At 43.4% G+C, this 17058-nt stretch carries 11 protein-coding genes; 1 reads left to right on the top strand and 10 read right to left on the bottom strand.

Translation table 11 applies throughout. The features are described 5' to 3' along the window. Window positions 1-164 precede the first annotated feature (164 nt). Both KUG63_RS04600 and KUG63_RS04595 read right to left on the bottom strand, forming a co-directional pair. Window positions 165-1157, bottom strand: coding sequence for an amidohydrolase family protein (locus KUG63_RS04600; RefSeq protein WP_016390523.1), 993 nt, complete (start codon window positions 1155-1157; stop codon window positions 165-167). Between the two features lie 29 nt (window positions 1158-1186). Then, entirely contained in the window at window positions 1187-2113 is a 927-nt protein-coding gene (locus tag KUG63_RS04595) for a VOC family protein (RefSeq protein ID WP_020162604.1), read from the bottom strand. Between the two features lie 190 nt (window positions 2114-2303). Here KUG63_RS04595 and KUG63_RS04590 point away from each other — a divergent pair, with 190 nt between their 5' ends. Continuing rightward, the gene (locus KUG63_RS04590; RefSeq protein WP_287554225.1) at window positions 2304-3419 is read left to right on the top strand and encodes a fatty acid desaturase; all 1116 of its coding nucleotides are present in this window, start codon (window positions 2304-2306) and stop codon (window positions 3417-3419) included. Between the two features lie 405 nt (window positions 3420-3824). On the opposite strand, the gene KUG63_RS04585 is transcribed toward KUG63_RS04590, so the two are convergent. The 8 genes from KUG63_RS04585 to aceE all read right to left on the bottom strand — a co-directional run bounded on the left by KUG63_RS04585 (window position 3825) and on the right by aceE (window position 16948). After that, on the bottom strand, window positions 3825-4931 hold the full coding sequence (locus KUG63_RS04585; protein WP_277642229.1) for an NAD(P)-dependent alcohol dehydrogenase: 1107 nt from the start codon (window positions 4929-4931) through the stop codon (window positions 3825-3827). Between the two features lie 247 nt (window positions 4932-5178). Then, entirely contained in the window at window positions 5179-7296 is a 2118-nt protein-coding gene (locus KUG63_RS04580; RefSeq protein ID WP_287554223.1) for a TonB-dependent receptor, read from the bottom strand. A 339-nt stretch (window positions 7297-7635) separates the two neighbouring features. Continuing rightward, a complete protein-coding gene (locus tag KUG63_RS04575; RefSeq protein ID WP_020932068.1) occupies window positions 7636-8853 on the bottom strand; it encodes an argininosuccinate synthase in 1218 nt (405 codons plus the stop codon). A 61-nt stretch (window positions 8854-8914) separates the two neighbouring features. Beyond that, the gene (locus tag KUG63_RS04570; protein ID WP_041932871.1) at window positions 8915-10066 is read right to left on the bottom strand and encodes an OmpA family protein; all 1152 of its coding nucleotides are present in this window, start codon (window positions 10064-10066) and stop codon (window positions 8915-8917) included. A 44-nt stretch (window positions 10067-10110) separates the two neighbouring features. Further along, the gene (locus tag KUG63_RS04565) at window positions 10111-10887 is read right to left on the bottom strand and encodes an alpha/beta fold hydrolase (protein WP_020932066.1); all 777 of its coding nucleotides are present in this window, start codon (window positions 10885-10887) and stop codon (window positions 10111-10113) included. A 13-nt stretch (window positions 10888-10900) separates the two neighbouring features. Next, entirely contained in the window at window positions 10901-12643 is a 1743-nt protein-coding gene (lpdA, locus tag KUG63_RS04560; protein ID WP_020162608.1) for a dihydrolipoyl dehydrogenase, read from the bottom strand. Between the two features lie 9 nt (window positions 12644-12652). Continuing rightward, a complete protein-coding gene (gene aceF, locus KUG63_RS04555; protein ID WP_287554220.1) occupies window positions 12653-14248 on the bottom strand; it encodes a dihydrolipoyllysine-residue acetyltransferase in 1596 nt (531 codons plus the stop codon). A 21-nt stretch (window positions 14249-14269) separates the two neighbouring features. Next, window positions 14270-16948 carry a pyruvate dehydrogenase (acetyl-transferring), homodimeric type gene (gene aceE, locus KUG63_RS04550; protein ID WP_015006711.1) on the bottom strand — a complete coding sequence of 893 codons (2679 nt, stop codon included), beginning with the start codon at window positions 16946-16948 and terminating at the stop codon, window positions 14270-14272. Between the last annotated feature and the right edge of the window lie 110 nt (window positions 16949-17058).

The following is a 17058-nucleotide window of genomic DNA, read 5'->3' as shown; positions in this document are numbered from 1 at the left end:
ATTATGAAACCATCATGCCGTTAATCGCGGCATGATTAACTGGGAAAATAACTCCTAAGCAGGTTGTCCTAATTAGTGGAACCACTTCTCATGGAATGATCTCCTTTAGGTGATTATTATTTTTTATAAAATGCTAGTGTTAAAAATATGAATGAATGCTTTGCCTACCTAGAGCAAGCTAGAAAACGTTGTGCGTTAACAGACTGAAGGAGCGACATATCATGCTCACTAAGCCCCAAAGATTGTATCCGCTTGCCGGGCGACTTCTCACGAATGACAAAGGGGTAGTCAGTACCCACCATGAGTTGCTCTATGCCAAATGAGTCAATTAAATACTGAAGTGTTTGATTATCGTACACCAAGGTGTCGTAGTAGAGTCGTTGTGCAATATCTATCGGCGATTCATCAAATAGATCACGCCCCATTGTTTCCCACCCTTGCATCATTCGCGGCAACATCATGGCAAAACCACCGCCACCATGACTTAACCCAATACGTAACGCTGGGTACTTGGTCAACATTCCCCCACTGACTAAAGAGGCTGCCGCGAAAGCTGTTTCATTTGGAAAAGCTACCAAAGCTGACATGGCTGGCGGGCCTATAACTCTTTCCACCCCAGCTGGGTGTAACGGATGAATAAAAATTGATAATCCATTCTCAACCGCTGCCGCAAAAATGGGCTCAAAGAAAGGGTCGCCAATGGGCCGTCCATTAATATTTGTACCCACCTCTATACCCAATAAACCATAATCAGCACGTAAACGTGACATTTCACTGGCTGCACGCTCAGGGTCTTGCAAGGGAACCATTCCTAAGCCATAAAAGGATTCAGGAGAACTATTAACCATGTTAGCAATCGTATGATTCATATGCCCACACATACGCACAGCATCATCCACATCAAACCAATAGGATAAAAGCTCAGGCATTGGCGACAAGACTTGTCTATCAACCTTTTCCACCTGCATATCAAGCAGACGTTGAGAGGCATCCCAGCTATGATGACTGACTTCTCGAAATGTTTTGCCAGCAATTAAAACTGACCGATGATGCGGCTGATCACAACAGCCCATTGATGGCCATCGAGTGGCTACATTATTACCAGAGTATGCAGGGAAATACTCAGGAACCACATGCGTGTGTACATCAATAATCACTTTGAACCCCTATAAGGCTAATCTGGTTTTTAAAGTAACTGGCCTATCAATTGTGGTTTAGCCGGTAAAATATCGCCACCCTGAGCCCAATCTTCTTTCGGTACACTTCCCCAATAATCACCAGAATCTGGACGAGGCTCTAACGACCTTGGTTTCCGTGGGTTTTCTTCAGGAAATTCTTCCATGCCAAAACTGTATTCAACAGTCATTCCATCTGGATCTAAGAAATAATAAAAAATACTGCCTGAGGGTGGATGCCGTCCTGGCCCAAATACAATAGGAATATTATTTTCTGGCATTCTATTCAGTGCGCGCCCAATATCATCCATGTCTGTCACCATAAAATTAACATGATGCAAGCCTGGTCTATCGCCTCTTAATTTCGCATTACTCACACCCAACGTATGGTGGTAAGGGTTAGGAAAACACCGCATAAAGTTTATAAAACCATCAATCGAGTCAGAGGTATCAAAGTTCATGACTTCTCTAAAGAACTTGATCGAGGCATCCCAATCAGAAAAACTCACGACCACATGACCCAAACGGGCAATTTTACTGACGGTTGGCTGATAACTTGTTGCTCTCTTGTATTGCTGGTTATAAAGTTCAAAACATATACCATCATTAGGCTCTATAAAACGTAATGTTCGTCCTTGGAAAATCCCCTTACTTTCTTCGGTTGGCAATTCATAAACATCGAGGCCATGCTTTTTAAACGTATCAGCCGCGTTATCTAATTCGGCATCACTCTCCATTTCCCATGCAATGCGCTTTAACCCCGCAACATCATTTTGGTAAAGCACTAGATTATGATGGTCATCACTGCAAGAGAAATATGCCACCCCCTCTTCTTGCAAGTTAAGCTGCAAACCAACTAAATCACGGTAATAAGTAATAGACCTTTCCAGATCGGTGACACCCAACGCAACATAACCTAATTTTTTATAACGGATCATTACATTTCCTTTTGTGTTTAAACCTAACGGCTGACTTAATTAAAGCCCTTTCATTGAAATTAAGAATAAAGACCTTAACTCAAGCTCTTAAAGCAATCAATAAAAAATAACATCCGTTAGTTATTTATTTTCTTTTGTGCTAGGGTGTTGATTCCAATAAAAATAAAATCAATCGTTACAGGAGGGAGTTATGGATTATTTACGATACTACTTCGGAACCATTCTTGTTTGCATTGCTATTTGGGGCTTTGCTCATGGAGGCCACTGGGTTTGGGTCGGCGTCGGGCTGCTGATACCCATCACTATTCTTGATGTTTTAGCCAAACCCGATCTGAACATGCGCAAGATAAATCACCCGTTTATCGTCAATATCCCTCTGTACCTTCACCTCTTCTTTATGATTGGTTTATATGCAAGCTTTGTACATTGGGTCAACACGACGGTCCAGGCTACAGGCTCTATCCCTGTTATAGATATGGTCGGCGCAGTACTTTCTCTTGGATTGTTAGGCGCTATGCCCAACGTACCTGTTACCCATGAGTTACTACACCGCAGAGATTATGGGCGTTATTTTGCCACCTTATTAGGTACTTTTTTTCTAGACCCCACTCGTGACGTTGCTCATATCCACAACCACCATGTTAACCTAGCAACACCTCAAGACTCTGATACCGCAAGACGAGGTGAAAACATTTATAGCTATATGTTTAGGGCCTCTTTTGGCAGCTATAAAGACTTTATTCATGCAGAACGTGAAAAGAGTAAAAAAACTAATAAAAGCCTATGGTCTCCGAGTGGTCGCTTAGTACGTGCTATCGTCCAAGTGTTTATCCTCATTGGAGTCGTTACTTGGTTCGGCGGCGTTTATGCGATGGTGATAAGCATTTTCGGCTTAATGCTAGCTAAACTATTTGCTGAGGGTTTTAACTACTTCCAACACAATGGTTTAGTTAGGGTTGAGGGCCAACCTTATGAATCACGTCATATTTGGAATCACTTGTCCTACATTATTCGCCCGCTCGCATATGAAATTTCAAATCATAACGATCATCACCTAGACTCATATATCCCGTTTTATGAACTAAAACCAACACCTGATGGCCCACAAGGCCCGAGCATGTTTTTATCCTTCAATGCAGCCCTAATCCCGCCCATTTGGTTTAAGTTTCTTGCTCAACCTAAACTCAAAGAGTGGGATCTGACTCGCGCTACACCTGAAGAAAGAGTGCTTGCAAGGGAAGCTAATAGAGCAGCTGGTTGGCCTGACTGGCTGGGTGAACCAACAGAAGAAACTGTCAGCGCGTAATTTTTCCTCTTACTCAGAAAAAAACCGAGTAGCAATCTACTCGGTTTTTTTGAATAATAAAGTAGCCTAATTTAGTTTAGCGGATCAATCACATAACGCCGCTAATTATTCGTAGTAACAATCGCCACACTCTTTTGAAAATGAAGCTCCACTAGACACATGATCAGTTCTTATTGGCAAACCAAGGCTGGAACGACGTCACTGCCTGAGAACATTATATTACTCAATATAATGTCAGCATTAAATAGCTAGCATGCTCTAGGTTAAAACGTCATAGAAATTAACGCGCAGCATAAAATAAATATGACTAATGCACAGGCAACAATGCCATACCAATACAAAAATATCAGACATAAAAAAACCGGCACTATATATAACGCCGGTTTCTTAATACCCTACAGGTGACTACTTAGGAAGACGCATAATCGCTTTTAGCGTTGTTCCTTTTTCTGAGTCTTCCGCTGCCTCGTTAATTTGCTCAAGATCATAGAACTTAACCAACTTATCAAACGGGAATTTACCCTGTTGATACAGGCTAATCAACCGAGGAATAAAGATATCAGAATTTGACTCGCCTTCTATAATTCCACGCAATTTACGATTAAATAACATGTGGTTAACATCTAAAGGAACCGTTGTGCCCATTGCAGGTGCACCTACAATACCAACCTCACCACCCACACAAGATGACATAATAGCCTGGCTCAACACAGGTGCCACACCGCTGGTTTCAAGCACATAAGCAATACCTGCACCACCGGTTAGTTTTTGAATTTCTTCAATTGGATCAAGCTCTGCAGCATTGATGGTATGTGTTGCACCAAGTTCTTTAGCAAGCTCTAAACGGTTTTCTTTAACGTCAATTGAGATAATAGTTGTGCAGTTTGCCACTACCGCGCCCATCACCGCTGAAAGGCCAACCGCTCCGGCACCAAAAACAGCAATCGCACTACCCGCAGGTGGGTTTAGTGCATTAAGTACAGAGCCTGCACCCGTTTGCACACCACAGCCCAGCGGGCCAAGTAGCTCAATTGGTGCTGATTTATCTACTTTAACTGTATTACGCTCATAAGCTAACGCATGGGTAGCAAAGGAAGACTGTCCAAAAAAGCTACAACCCACTTCATCACCAGCATGATCATGAATGGTACAGCTACCATCAAGAGCACGCCCCATAAAATTAGGGCCAAAAGAGTTAGCGCAACTAGTAGGATCTCCACTAAGGCAAGCGTCACATTTTCCACAAGTGTAGAAAGTTAAAACGACGTGGTCACCAGGGGCTACTTTACTAACATTTTTACCTACTTTTTCTACCACACCCGAGCCTTCATGGCCAAACACCATAGGCAGTGGTACTGGGTAAAGCTGGTCACGACAAGTTAAGTCGGTATGGCATAAGCCAACACCAGCAATTTTGATTAAAATTTGATCATCAGATGGCTCTGCTAACTCAAGTGTTTCAATTTTAAAGTCACCCTTACCTTCCCGGACCACTGCTGCTTCAATCTTCATACACGTTCTCCTGAATTATTTTTACGTTATAAAAAAAAACAAAGCCACCTACTTGGTAGCCAATTTATCAATGGCACTATAAAAACATCATCTTTTTCTATCGTCAAACAATAATTGAGCTAATCGAGACAATTATCATTCTCTATATACTTTTAGCATTTTATTGCTTTCCAATACCGCATAAAAAAGCCTAGGCGTCACCTAGGCTTTTTACTACCATTGTTATGTAAAACTTAGTTCTTACAACTTACCATTTGTAGCTCGCTGTGACATAAAGATTGCGTCCTTGGCCTGGTATTTTGTCACCCACTGCAACATCTTCATTATTCATTGCCCGATTAACAGCTGAGGTATGATCTTCAAAATCTCTATCTAAAATATTTTCTACCCCCAACCCAACTTTAAGGCCTGCAATAGGTGCTATTTCACCACGAACATGCAATAGCCCATAACCGGCTGATTTTTGCTCACCATTATAAGCAGCTACGTCATTTTGCGCACTGTACGCTTCGAGCTCTGTGGCTAATGACCAGTTATTTTGTTCGAACGTTAATTGCGTTCTCGTATTAAAAGGTGCTATCCGATAAAGATTATCTCCACCTCCATCACGGCGACGACCGCGCACATAACTCACCGTTCCATCCAAACGCCAGTCTGTCGTAAGTTCATAGCCCCACTCCACATCCACACCATACAGTTCAGCATCTACGTTGCCGAACTGTAACACCGTATCTCCGCCAAAAATACTGTTCGCGCCATCCGCCACAATATTTGCAGTTGTACCAGTGACTTGCTCACCTTGAATATAATCATTCACACGGTGATAAAAAGCACGCGGCGCAAGGTATAACTCGCCAGCAGCATATTCTAGACCCAGCTCAAACTGATAGGCCGTTTCAGGCTCTAAATTCACATCGCCGATATACACTCGGTTATCCGCTAAACCACCCGTGGCTTCTAACGGTATCCATAAATAACGTTCTTGATAACTGGGAGAACGCATTTTACGTGCAAAACCTACTTCAGCTGTTAATTCGCTTGATATCGACTGCCTTAAAATAACATCAAAATCCCAGTTATGATCTGTTTGAGAACGATCTCCGTCATTAAAGCTATCAACCAATTCTGTGACTTGAGGCCCGATCATCATCATATTCCCGTACATGTGGTGCCCCACTTCGTCTGAGTCCATTTTGACTTGGGTATATCGAAGGCCTGTTTCAAGCTCTAAACCCTGCTGGACGTCACCTTTCCATTCTGCAAACCCACTGTAACGATTACGTTCAGCACCGTTAAAATTGTCCACGCCAAACATTGGGTTATTCGGATCAGTAATAAAACCGTCATGCGTCGATTGATCGCCTTGCACACCAAGGCTAAGGTGACCGTTTGAAAAAGGCATTTTATAAACAGCCGATAAGCCACCCCCATCAACTGTTGTTAGGTTTTCACGGGTGCGGCTACTACCTGCCATGGTGGTCATGTTCGTACCGTTAGAACGTAAGCTAAAGTTATTCATTAAATGACGCATATCTTGATAATAGTAATCGACTTCTAATGAACGATTGTCAGCTAACTGAACACTGTAATCAGCAGAAAATATACCGCCTCTAACCCAGATGATATCCATCGGTAAAGAAGCGGAGCCAGTATGACCGGTATCATTATTACTGTAATTAAACCCTAACTCATGTGCACCAAATTTTGTACCGTAACCAATGGTATAAGCATCACGATCATATTGGCTAGGGTTAACTGTACGACTACCGTCAACCTCATAATCATCGCCTTGTTCTTTGCTAATACTCGCATAAAAACGATGGCTATCATTCGAATATGCACTCAACACACTGCTGGTTAAGCCGTTATCTACCTCACTAAACCCCAGTGACGCTAAACCATGAAACTCAAATTCTTCACTATCTGTGAACTCTCCTTTACGAGACTCCGCGATCATTGAACCACCTATTGTTTCAATCCCGCTACTGATCGGCGCAATACCGCGATACACGGTCAGCTTATCGGTTAATGCTGCTGGTATATGGCTTAATGGAGGATCCATGCTGTTTGGCCCAACTTCTTTCCAAGACATGCCATCAACCACTGCATTAATACGACCACCAAATTGACCTCGGTATGAGGCTATACCGGTTAGCGGACCATTACGGTTAACATTAGCGCCAGGCACTCTTTTTAGAAGCGCAGCAGTATCTTTCAATGCTAACGATTCTGGTGCAATCCCGAATGCGCCCGGACGCATGCTAGCACCTTCTACAATGATTGTTTGATTTGTATAATCAGCCGCCTTAACTGGCAAAGCTGCAATGACAGCTAATGATAATAAACTTAATTTAAACCGTTTCATAAACCCTCTAATTAGTTTTTGTTTTTTTACAACAAGGTGGATTTTACCAATGAATCGGTTTTCTGAAATGTGACAAATTGTCACACCTCTATAGCGTCACACAAAAATAAACGTTAAAGCCTCTGCGACAATTTGCCACATTCTCAGGACTCACATATCTCGGTAAGCTATCAGCAACTCTTAAAAGCTGATTGAGTAATTTTTACTTCAAACATGCTGATGCCCTATGGGCATAAAGCAGCCCGAATCTCCCTTCTATGGCTGCTTTTTCGACCTCAAATCTATTAAGAGTTCTTTATCGCCCTCTGTATCCCAGAGGGCTTTTTTTGACTATAAAGATTAAGAACGTTTCCTAGCCGCAATTCGCATGCGTAATGCATTTAATTTAATAAACCCTTCTGCATCTTTTTGATCATATGCGCCGCCATCATCTTCAAATGTGGCAATGTTTTCATCAAATAAACTATTAGAGGCTGATTCACGACCCACAACAATCACATTTCCTTTGTAGAGTTTCAAACGAATTCGTCCATTTACCGTAACTTGTGACGCATTAATCATTGTTTGCAACATTTCACGCTCTGGACTCCACCAGTAGCCGTTGTAAATAAGGCTAGCGTAACGTGGCATTAATTCATCTTTCAGATGGGTCACTTCGCGATCTAATGTTATCGATTCGATGGCACGATGCGCTTTTAGCATGATAGTGCCGCCTGGGGTTTCGTAACAACCACGCGCCTTCATACCCACATAACGGTTTTCAACAATATCTGCACGGCCAATACCGTTTGCCCCACCTATTTTATTTAATTCCGCTAATACGGTAGCCGGTGACATCGCTTGACCATCAATCGCTATAATATCACCACCTTTATACTCCAGTTCAATATAGGTCGGCTCACTGGGGGCTGCTTCTGGAGAAACAGACCAACGCCACATGTTTTCTTCTGGCTCAACCCATGGGTCTTCTAAAATATCCCCTTCATAAGAAATATGTAGCAAGTTCGCATCCATCGAATAGGGCGACTTTTTACCACGTTTCATTTCAACGGCTATCCCCGCTTTCTCAGCATACGCAAGCAATGAATCACGCGAGGTTAAATCCCACTCGCGCCAAGGCGCAATAATTTTCACATCTGGCTTTAACGCATAGGCACCAAGCTCAAAACGCACCTGATCATTACCTTTGCCGGTTGCCCCGTGTGAAATGGCATCCGCTCCTGTCTCATTAGCAATTTCAATTAAGCGTTTTGAAATTAGCGGGCGAGCAATAGATGTCCCGAGAAGGTATTCACCTTCGTAAATTGTATTCGCTCTAAACATTGGAAAAACAAAATCACGGACGAACTCTTCCTTTAGATCATCAATGTAAATTTCCTTAATGCCGTAGGATCGTGCTTTTTCACGGGCTGGCTCTACTTCCTCACCTTGACCCAAATCGGCGGTAAACGTAACCACTTCACAATTGTATACATCTTCTAGCCATTTAAGGATAACCGACGTATCTAATCCACCAGAATAAGCTAAAACAACTTTATTGACTTCTTGCTTTGACATGAGATCACTCGCGACTTAAAAATAATCCGCGAATTATACCCGATTGCATGACCACTTGGCGCTACCCTGAAATTGAAATATCCACTCGTCTGTTTAATTGACGCCCTGCAGGGTACCTATTACTAGATGTAGGGCGACTTTCACCATACGCCTTAGTCACTATTTGATCTGACTTAACACCCTTTGATAAGAGGTATTTTTTTATTACCTCAACACGCTTTTTGGAGACTGCCATATTAATCTGACGAGGACCTTGACTATCACTATATCCTTTAAGCACTATCTTCCCGTCTGGATGTTGTAAACGCCTATATTGTAATAAGTAGTCTAACTTTTTATTATCACGCTCATTTAAGCTGACTGAACCGGACCTAAAGTAGATATGCTTAAAAGGCTCAGGGCCAGCCACTTTCATCCGCACACTGGCGGCGGGTGTATCTAATGCTTCGGGGTCATCTAAGGCAATAACCTGCTCTTCAGGCATTCCTTCGTTAATTAAGAACTGGCGTAACGCCTGAACCCGCCCATCATAAATGCGCCGACCGTCTTTGACAGAAAAATCTTCTGTGCCACTAACTAAGTCAATTCTTTCTGACTGACCAGCTTCTTTTACATACGTAACCGCTTTGCTTAACAGCTTGCGGTTTTTATGTGTGATTGTTGTACTTAAATAGTTGAATAACGACAATTGCTGGTGCACATCGTCCCTGCTAAAGGGGAGTAGATTTTGGCGGCATGACTCAAATTGCGCCATCACATCCAAAAAGTTAACCGATGATATCGCTACGTTAACCTGCCCACCTTGATTCGCCTTATAACTAAACTGTGGAAAACGGCCATTGGATAGTTCTTGTAACATACGTTCTGATACATCACTTTGAACCACCAATTCTTTGGTTTTCGTTTTAACCTTTGCTAATTTAAGTGAGGGCGCATCGTGCATCCATACAGGTGGCACAGAGCTCAACATAGCCGTGTGAATTGGTGGCACGTATGACTCTGCTTTTAAAATAAAATTAACACGCTCACCTGACTTTTGCTCAAAAACACCCACACCATATTGTGGAATAACATGCGTTATATAACACCCAACTTTGTTACCAGAGAACGTCCATTGTGAATGCGTAACTGGCGCCTGATACTGCTGAGCAAAGGTGCTCGCACTAAACAGCATCATTGCCAGTAAGAATATATAGTGTTTAATCGTCTTCATACCGCCTATATCGGCAGATAAAAATAGAACTTTATATTTTTCTTCTAACTTAAAAAACTATTAAGCAACGTCATAAATTCCACCGGTGATTCAATATGCGGCCAATGGCCAGACTTAGCTATGGTTTGAAATTCGGCGGCTGGAAACATTTCTTTCGTCGGTTCTCGGTAGCGTGACGTCATATAGGTTGATTGACCACCATTAATAAACAACGTACGATTCGCATACTGCTTCTTAAGGCTATTTGCTGGAAACCCCATAATATCAGGCATGCTTTTTTCAATGCTCGCAAGGTTAACTCGCCACTGATAACCCCCTGATGTATTCGCCACCAAGTTTTGCAGTAAAAACTGTCTTAAACTGGGCGTACTTAGTTTTTCAGCTAAGTACTGATCAGCTTCTTTTCTTGAGCCGACGCTGTCAAGTGGTACATGATATAGGCCCAACAACACATCATCGAAATTATGCGAATACGTCACAGGTGCCATATCCACAACAATTAATTGACTCACCTTTTTTGGCTCTGAGAGGGCCAGTTGCATCGCAACTTTCCCACCCATGCTATGGCCTAGTACCACCGCTTCTTTAATGTCTTCAAGCGCCATAAACGCTAGCACATCAGCCGCCATTGATTCATACCCCATCTCATCAGCATGTGGAGATGAACCATGATTACGTAAATCTAAGCTGTATACCGTGTCGCGTTCTGCCAATTGCTTTGCAATTCCCTGCCAATTACGCGCGCTACCAAATAGCCCATGTAAAATAATTATCGGCCTACCCGCTTCACCGTGTCGTACAAAATTCAGTGATACGCTCATCGCCTGACCCGACTTATTTCTTTTTAACGTATAAGTCGGTAATTGAACCCGCCTGCATTTCTGCTGCAAAACACAAGGTCTCAGATAAGGTCGGGTGTGGATGAATGGTTAACCCCATATCGTCAACATCCGCACCCATTTCCAATGCTAAAACCGCTTCGGCAATTAATTCACCTGCGTTAGTGCCAACAATACCTGCACCTAAAATACGTTTTGTTTCAGGATCCCAAAGGATTTTGGTCATCCCTTCATCGCGGCCAATGCTCAAGGCGCGACCACTCGCTGCCCATGGGAAAACAGATTTTTCGTACTTAATACCATCCGCTTTTGCTTTTGTTTCGGTCAATCCCATCCATGAAATTTCAGGGTCGGTATATGCTACCGATGGAATCGTCATAGGGTCAAAGGCTGCTTTTTCACCCGCTATCACTTCAGCGGCTACTTTTGCTTCATGAACTGCCTTATGCGCTAACATAGGGTTACCAACGACATCACCAATCGCAAAAATATGTGGTACGTTGGTTCTCATTTGCTTATCGACCGAAATAAAGCCGCGCTCATCTACATTCACACCGGCTTTATCTGCCGAAATTAAACTGCCGTTAGGACGACGACCTACAGACATCAACACTCGGTCATATACCGCTGAGTCGGGCACACCTTCGCCTTCAAAGCTTACTTTCAAGCCATCATCTGTTGACTCAATAGCCGTTACTTTTGCTTTCAAGTAAATATTTTCAAGCTGTTTCGATAATCTTTTATGTAAGGGCTTAACAAGGTCTTTATCACAGCCGGCTACCAATTGATCCATTAATTCAATCACACTAATTTTTGAACCTAAAGCATGATAGACCGTCGCCATTTCTAAACCAATAATACCGCCACCGATCACCAACATTTTTTCAGGAACATCGGCCAGAGCGAGCGCACCTGTTGAGTCCATCAGACGATCATCGTCGTACGGGAAACCAGGGATTTTAACCGGCTGCGAACCGGCTGCAATAATTGCATTATCGAAGGATATCGTTTGGCTACTGCCTTCATTTTCAACCACAACAGAATGGCTGGATGCAAAATTCGCATACCCTGTCACAACCGTAACATTCCGTTGTTTTGCTAAGCCTGCTAAGCCACCTGTTAAGCGCTGAATAATGTTCTCTTTATTGCCACGAATAGCATCGATATCCAACGTCGGAGGTTCAAAAGTAACGCCATGTGCTGACATTTCTGCCGCCTCATGAATAACCTGCGCTTGGTGCAATAGTGCTTTTGATGGAATACATCCAACATTCAAGCAAACGCCCCCTAACGAGGCATGGCGTTCTATAAGCGCCACTTTTTTGCCGAGGTCAGCTGCGCGAAAGGCCGCCGTGTAACCACCAGGACCTGCGCCCATAACCAGTACATCCACATGCAGATCAGCACTTTCATTTGCGCTTACAGGCGGCGTGGAAACAGGTTCTGCCACTGGAATATCGTCAGCAGCTGACGAGTCCTGCGTCGCCATAGCCTCAGATGCTTCAAGCTTTATCAATAAATCACCTTCAACCACTTTATCGCCTAATGCAACCATTATTTCTTTCACAACACCGGCTGAGGTACTTGGAATATCCATCGACGCCTTGTCGCTTTCCAAGGTCAAAAGACTGTCTTCGACCGCAACGCTATCACCCACAGCGACCTGAATATCAATTACCTCTACGCCGTCATCAAACTCACCAATGTCTGGAACTTTTATATCTATTAGATTAGCCATCATATCCTCCTACAACAACACACGACGGATGTCATTGAGATAACGTGAAAGCGCTACCATAAAGGAGGCAGCATCCGCACCATCTATCACGCGATGATCATAAGTGAGATCTAATGGAAGCATTAAGCGGGGGATAAATTCACTACCATTCCAGACCGGCTGCATCTCTGCACGTGTCGCACCTAAGATCGCCACTTCGGGGGCGTTAACAATTGGTGAAAAAGCAGTACCGCCAATTCCACCTAGGCTTGAGATCGTCATACATGCGCCCTGCATTTCCTTTGGCGAAAGCTTACCATCCCTTGCTTTTTTACTGATCACGCCCATTTGTTCAGCCAACTCAAAAATACTGACCTTATCAACATCTTTAAAGACAGGTACAACAAGCCCATTTGGTGTCGCAACAGCTATACCAATGTTGTAATATTTTTTATAAATCAAGCTATTACCATCTGGCGATAACGAGGCATTAAACTGTGGAAACTCTTTTAATGTAGCCACTAAAGCCTTCATCATAAATGCTAAAAACGTGACCTTCACACCCCGTTTTTCAGCATCTGCTTTTAATGATTTACGGAACGCTTCCATATCAGTAATATCTGCTAGCTCATGATGTGTCACCATCGGCACATTCAGCCAAGCACGCGTTAAATTCGTGCCTGTTAAGCGCTTAATCTTACTGAGCGGTTTTTCCTCTATTTCACCAAATTTTGTAAAATCAACCTCTGGAATAGGTGGAATCCCCGAGCCAACTGATGAAGACGTCGCTGATTGGCCGGCAATAATTTGCTTAACGTGTTGTTTAATGTCTTCTTTTAAAAGCCGGCCTTTAGGCCCTGTTGCCTTGGTAACCGTTGATAAATCAACACCCAACTCTCTTGCAAACTTGCGTACCGTTGGACTTGCATGAATATGTCCCATTGGTTTTGAAGTCACCGGTGCCGCTGCAACATTGGTATTGGTATTCGTTTGCGATTTCGGCGCTGGCTTTGCCGGCGCTTTTTCTTCTGCTTTAGGCTCAGACTTTGCCGGACTCTCAGCCTTCACTGTTGGAGCCGCTTGGCCGGATAAAACTACAATTAAATCACCTTCTGAGACTTGCTCACCGACGGCGACTTTAACCTCTTTAACGGTACCTGCTGAGGTCGAAGGAATCTCCATACTGGCTTTGTCACTTTCTAAGGTTAACAACGATTGTTCTTCTTCAACCACATCGCCGACAGCGACATTCACTTCAATAACTTCAACGGCATCAAAGTCACCAATATCTGGGACATGAATATTAATTTCGCTTTCTGTTACTTCTTCTTGTACTGGTTCAGCTGCTGCTTCTTGAGCTGGTGCCTTCGCTTGCTCTGACGAGTTAAGCTCTTTTAGGCGAACGACAACAGTGCCTTCTGCCACAGAGTCGCCAACCGTCACTAAAATTTCTTCGACCACCCCTGCTGCTGATGAAGGGATTTCCATACTTGCCTTATCACTCTCTAACGTCAACAAGGCTTGTTCTACCTCAACTGAATCACCGATAGAAACTAAGACTTCAATAACCTCAACAGCATCAAAATCACCAATATCTGGCACCGCTACATCTATTAAATCACTCATTCAATTCTCCTATCGCTCGCTCTACACTAACCATGGCGCAGGTTTTTCAGTGTCTATTTCATATTTTTCTATGGCCTGCTGAACAACCTCAGCCTTAATTTGCCCTAAGTCTACCAGCGCATTTAGTGCGGTAATGGCAACATAATAACGATCAACTTCAAAGAAACGACGTAGGTTCTCACGAGTGTCTGATCGACCGAAACCATCTGTACCCAATATTGAACAATGCTTGCGAATAAATGGGCGAATTGAATCTGCTAATAAACGCACATAGTCTGTCGACACAATAACGGGGCCTTGACGTTCATTTAAACATTCAGACACATAAGGTATCCGTTTTTCTTGCGTTGGTTTCAAGCGGTTTTCACGCTCACAGGCTTGTCCCTCGCGGGCCAGCTCCGTAAAACTGGTACAACTCCACAAATCAGCTTCAACACCCCAATCAGTTTTCAATAGTTCTGCCGCGGCAATCACTTCGTTAAAGATCGTGCCAGAACCCAATAACTGCACACGCAGCTTGCTCTTCGAAGCCCCTTCTTTAAACAAGTACATGCCTTTAATAATGCCTTCTTCTGCACCGTCTGGCATTGCTGGGTGCGCATAGTTTTCATTCATAACCGTTAGGTAATAGAAAACATCTTCTTGCTCTTGGAACATGCGTTTTAAACCATCATGCGTGATGACGGCTAATTCATAATTGAACGTTGGATCATATGAAATACAGTTCGGCACAGATGAGGCCCATAACAAACTATGCCCATCTTCATGCTGAAGCCCTTCACCATTAAGTGTCGTACGCCCGGCTGTTCCGCCTAATAAGAAGCCACGTGCACGCTGATCAGCCGCAGCCCATATCAAGTCACCAATGCGCTGAAAGCCAAACATTGAGTAAAAAATATAGAACGGGATCATTGGCACATCACTGGTTGAGTAGGACGTACCTGCTGCAATCCAGTCACACATTCCACCGGCCTCATTGATGCCCTCTTGCAATACTTGACCGTTCTTATCTTCTTTATAAAACATCAGCTGATCTGAGTCTTGTGGTGTGTACAACTGACCCACGTGCGACCAAATACCTAACTGACGGAATAAGCCTTCCATACCGAACGTACGCGACTCATCTGGCACGATAGGCACGATACGTTTACCAATCTCTTTATCTTTCAACAAAATGTTTAATAACCGAACAAAAGCCATCGTGGTGGAAATCTCACGGCCTTCCGATGTCCCTTTCATCATCGGCTCAAATACGGCTAAGTCTGGAATCGTTAAAGACTCTGACTTTTCACGACGCGCAGGTAAGTAGCCGCCTAAATCTTCGCGCTTTTTCTTCATGTACTCTTGTTCTGCAGAGCCCTCAGGAAAAGTAAGATAGGCAAGATTATCAACATCTTCATCAGAAATCGGCAGCTCAAATTTATCTCTAAAGTGGAGCAATGAGTTATGACTCATCTTCTTCTGCTGGTGCGTGGTATTTTGCGCCTGACCTGACTCACCCATGCCATAACCTTTGATGGTTTTTGCTAGGATCACTGTTGGTCTATTGGTTTCTTTGCAAGCTGCATCATACGCTGCATATACTTTAGCGGGATCATGTCCACCACGATTCAAATCCCAAATATCTTTATCGGACCAGTCAGCCACCATTGCTTTTAGCTCTGGCGTATTAAAGAAGTTCTCACGTACATAAGCCCCATCTTTGGCTTTCATGGTTTGGTAGTCACCATCAACGCACTCCATCATACGTTTACGTAGATGACCTTCAGTATCACGTGCTAACAGGGCATCCCAACGATTACCCCAAACAACTTTAATGACATTCCAGCCAGCGCCTCTAAACTCTGACTCTAGTTCTTGAATAATTTTCCCATTACCTCGAACCGGCCCATCTAGTCGCTGTAAATTACAGTTGATAACAAATACCAAATTATCAAGATTTTCACGACCAGCCATACCAATGGCACCTAAGGATTCTGGCTCATCGGTTTCACCATCGCCCAAAAACGCCCAGACTTTTCTCTCTGAAGTTTTAGCAAAACCTCGGTCTTCCAGGTATTTCAAAAAGCGCGCTTGGTAAATCGACATGATCGGCCCCAAGCCCATTGAAACCGTTGGGAATTGCCAAAAATCGGGCATTAACCAAGGGTGCGGATAAGATGATAAACCACCACCATCAACTTCTTGACGGAAACCGTCCATCTGCTCTTCGCTCAAACGACCCAGCATAAATGCACGTGCATAAATCCCAGTTGCTACATGTCCTTGCACATAGACTAAGTCTCCGCCATGCGTTTCACTCGCTGCGTGCCAAAAATGGTTATAACCTACATCATATAACGTAGCTGATGATGCAAAGCTGGCAATATGCCCACCAACATTAGTATTTTTATTCGCTCGAAGCACCATCACCATGGCATTCCAACGAACATACGAACGAATTTTATGCTCTAAGGTTCTATCACCAACATATTGCGCTTGTTCTGCAATCGATATCGAATTGATATACGCCGTTGCAGCGCTAAACGGGATATCCGCTCCTGCAGATCTGGTTCTCTCTATCAATGTTTCAAGTAAAAAATGGGCGCGATCTTTACCCTCATGTTCAATGACCGCCTCAAGTGCCTCAAGCCACTCGTTGGTTTCTTGCGGATCCGTATCATTCGCATCGGCGATGAAAGGGAAGTTATCGGTAGGCATACATACTCCAAAATGAATCAAATATTAAAAAAACCAGCATCTGTTTACATTCCCACAAATACCACTTTCTAAACTATACTCACTAACAGGCACATTCGTTATATAACGAA

This window comes from Cycloclasticus sp. (genome assembly GCF_019090545.1).
GTDB lineage: Bacteria > Pseudomonadota > Gammaproteobacteria > Methylococcales > Cycloclasticaceae > Cycloclasticus > Cycloclasticus pugetii.
This window is presented reverse-complemented; position numbering and strand designations above follow the sequence as displayed.

Coding starts and splice junctions, on each gene's coding strand:
- KUG63_RS04595 (WP_020162604.1), bottom strand. CDS start 2,113: ATGATCCGTTATAAAAAATTAGGTTATGTTGCGTTGGGTGTCACCGAT.
- KUG63_RS04590 (WP_287554225.1), top strand. CDS start 2,304: ATGGATTATTTACGATACTACTTCGGAACCATTCTTGTTTGCATTGCT.
- KUG63_RS04585 (WP_277642229.1), bottom strand. CDS start 4,931: ATGAAGATTGAAGCAGCAGTGGTCCGGGAAGGTAAGGGTGACTTTAAA.
- KUG63_RS04580 (WP_287554223.1), bottom strand. CDS start 7,296: ATGAAACGGTTTAAATTAAGTTTATTATCATTAGCTGTCATTGCAGCT.
- KUG63_RS04575 (WP_020932068.1), bottom strand. CDS start 8,853: ATGTCAAAGCAAGAAGTCAATAAAGTTGTTTTAGCTTATTCTGGTGGA.
- KUG63_RS04570 (WP_041932871.1), bottom strand. CDS start 10,066: ATGAAGACGATTAAACACTATATATTCTTACTGGCAATGATGCTGTTT.
- KUG63_RS04565 (WP_020932066.1), bottom strand. CDS start 10,887: ATGAGCGTATCACTGAATTTTGTACGACACGGTGAAGCGGGTAGGCCG.
- lpdA (WP_020162608.1), bottom strand. CDS start 12,643: ATGGCTAATCTAATAGATATAAAAGTTCCAGACATTGGTGAGTTTGAT.
- aceF (WP_287554220.1), bottom strand. CDS start 14,248: ATGAGTGATTTAATAGATGTAGCGGTGCCAGATATTGGTGATTTTGAT.
- aceE (WP_015006711.1), bottom strand. CDS start 16,948: ATGCCTACCGATAACTTCCCTTTCATCGCCGATGCGAATGATACGGAT.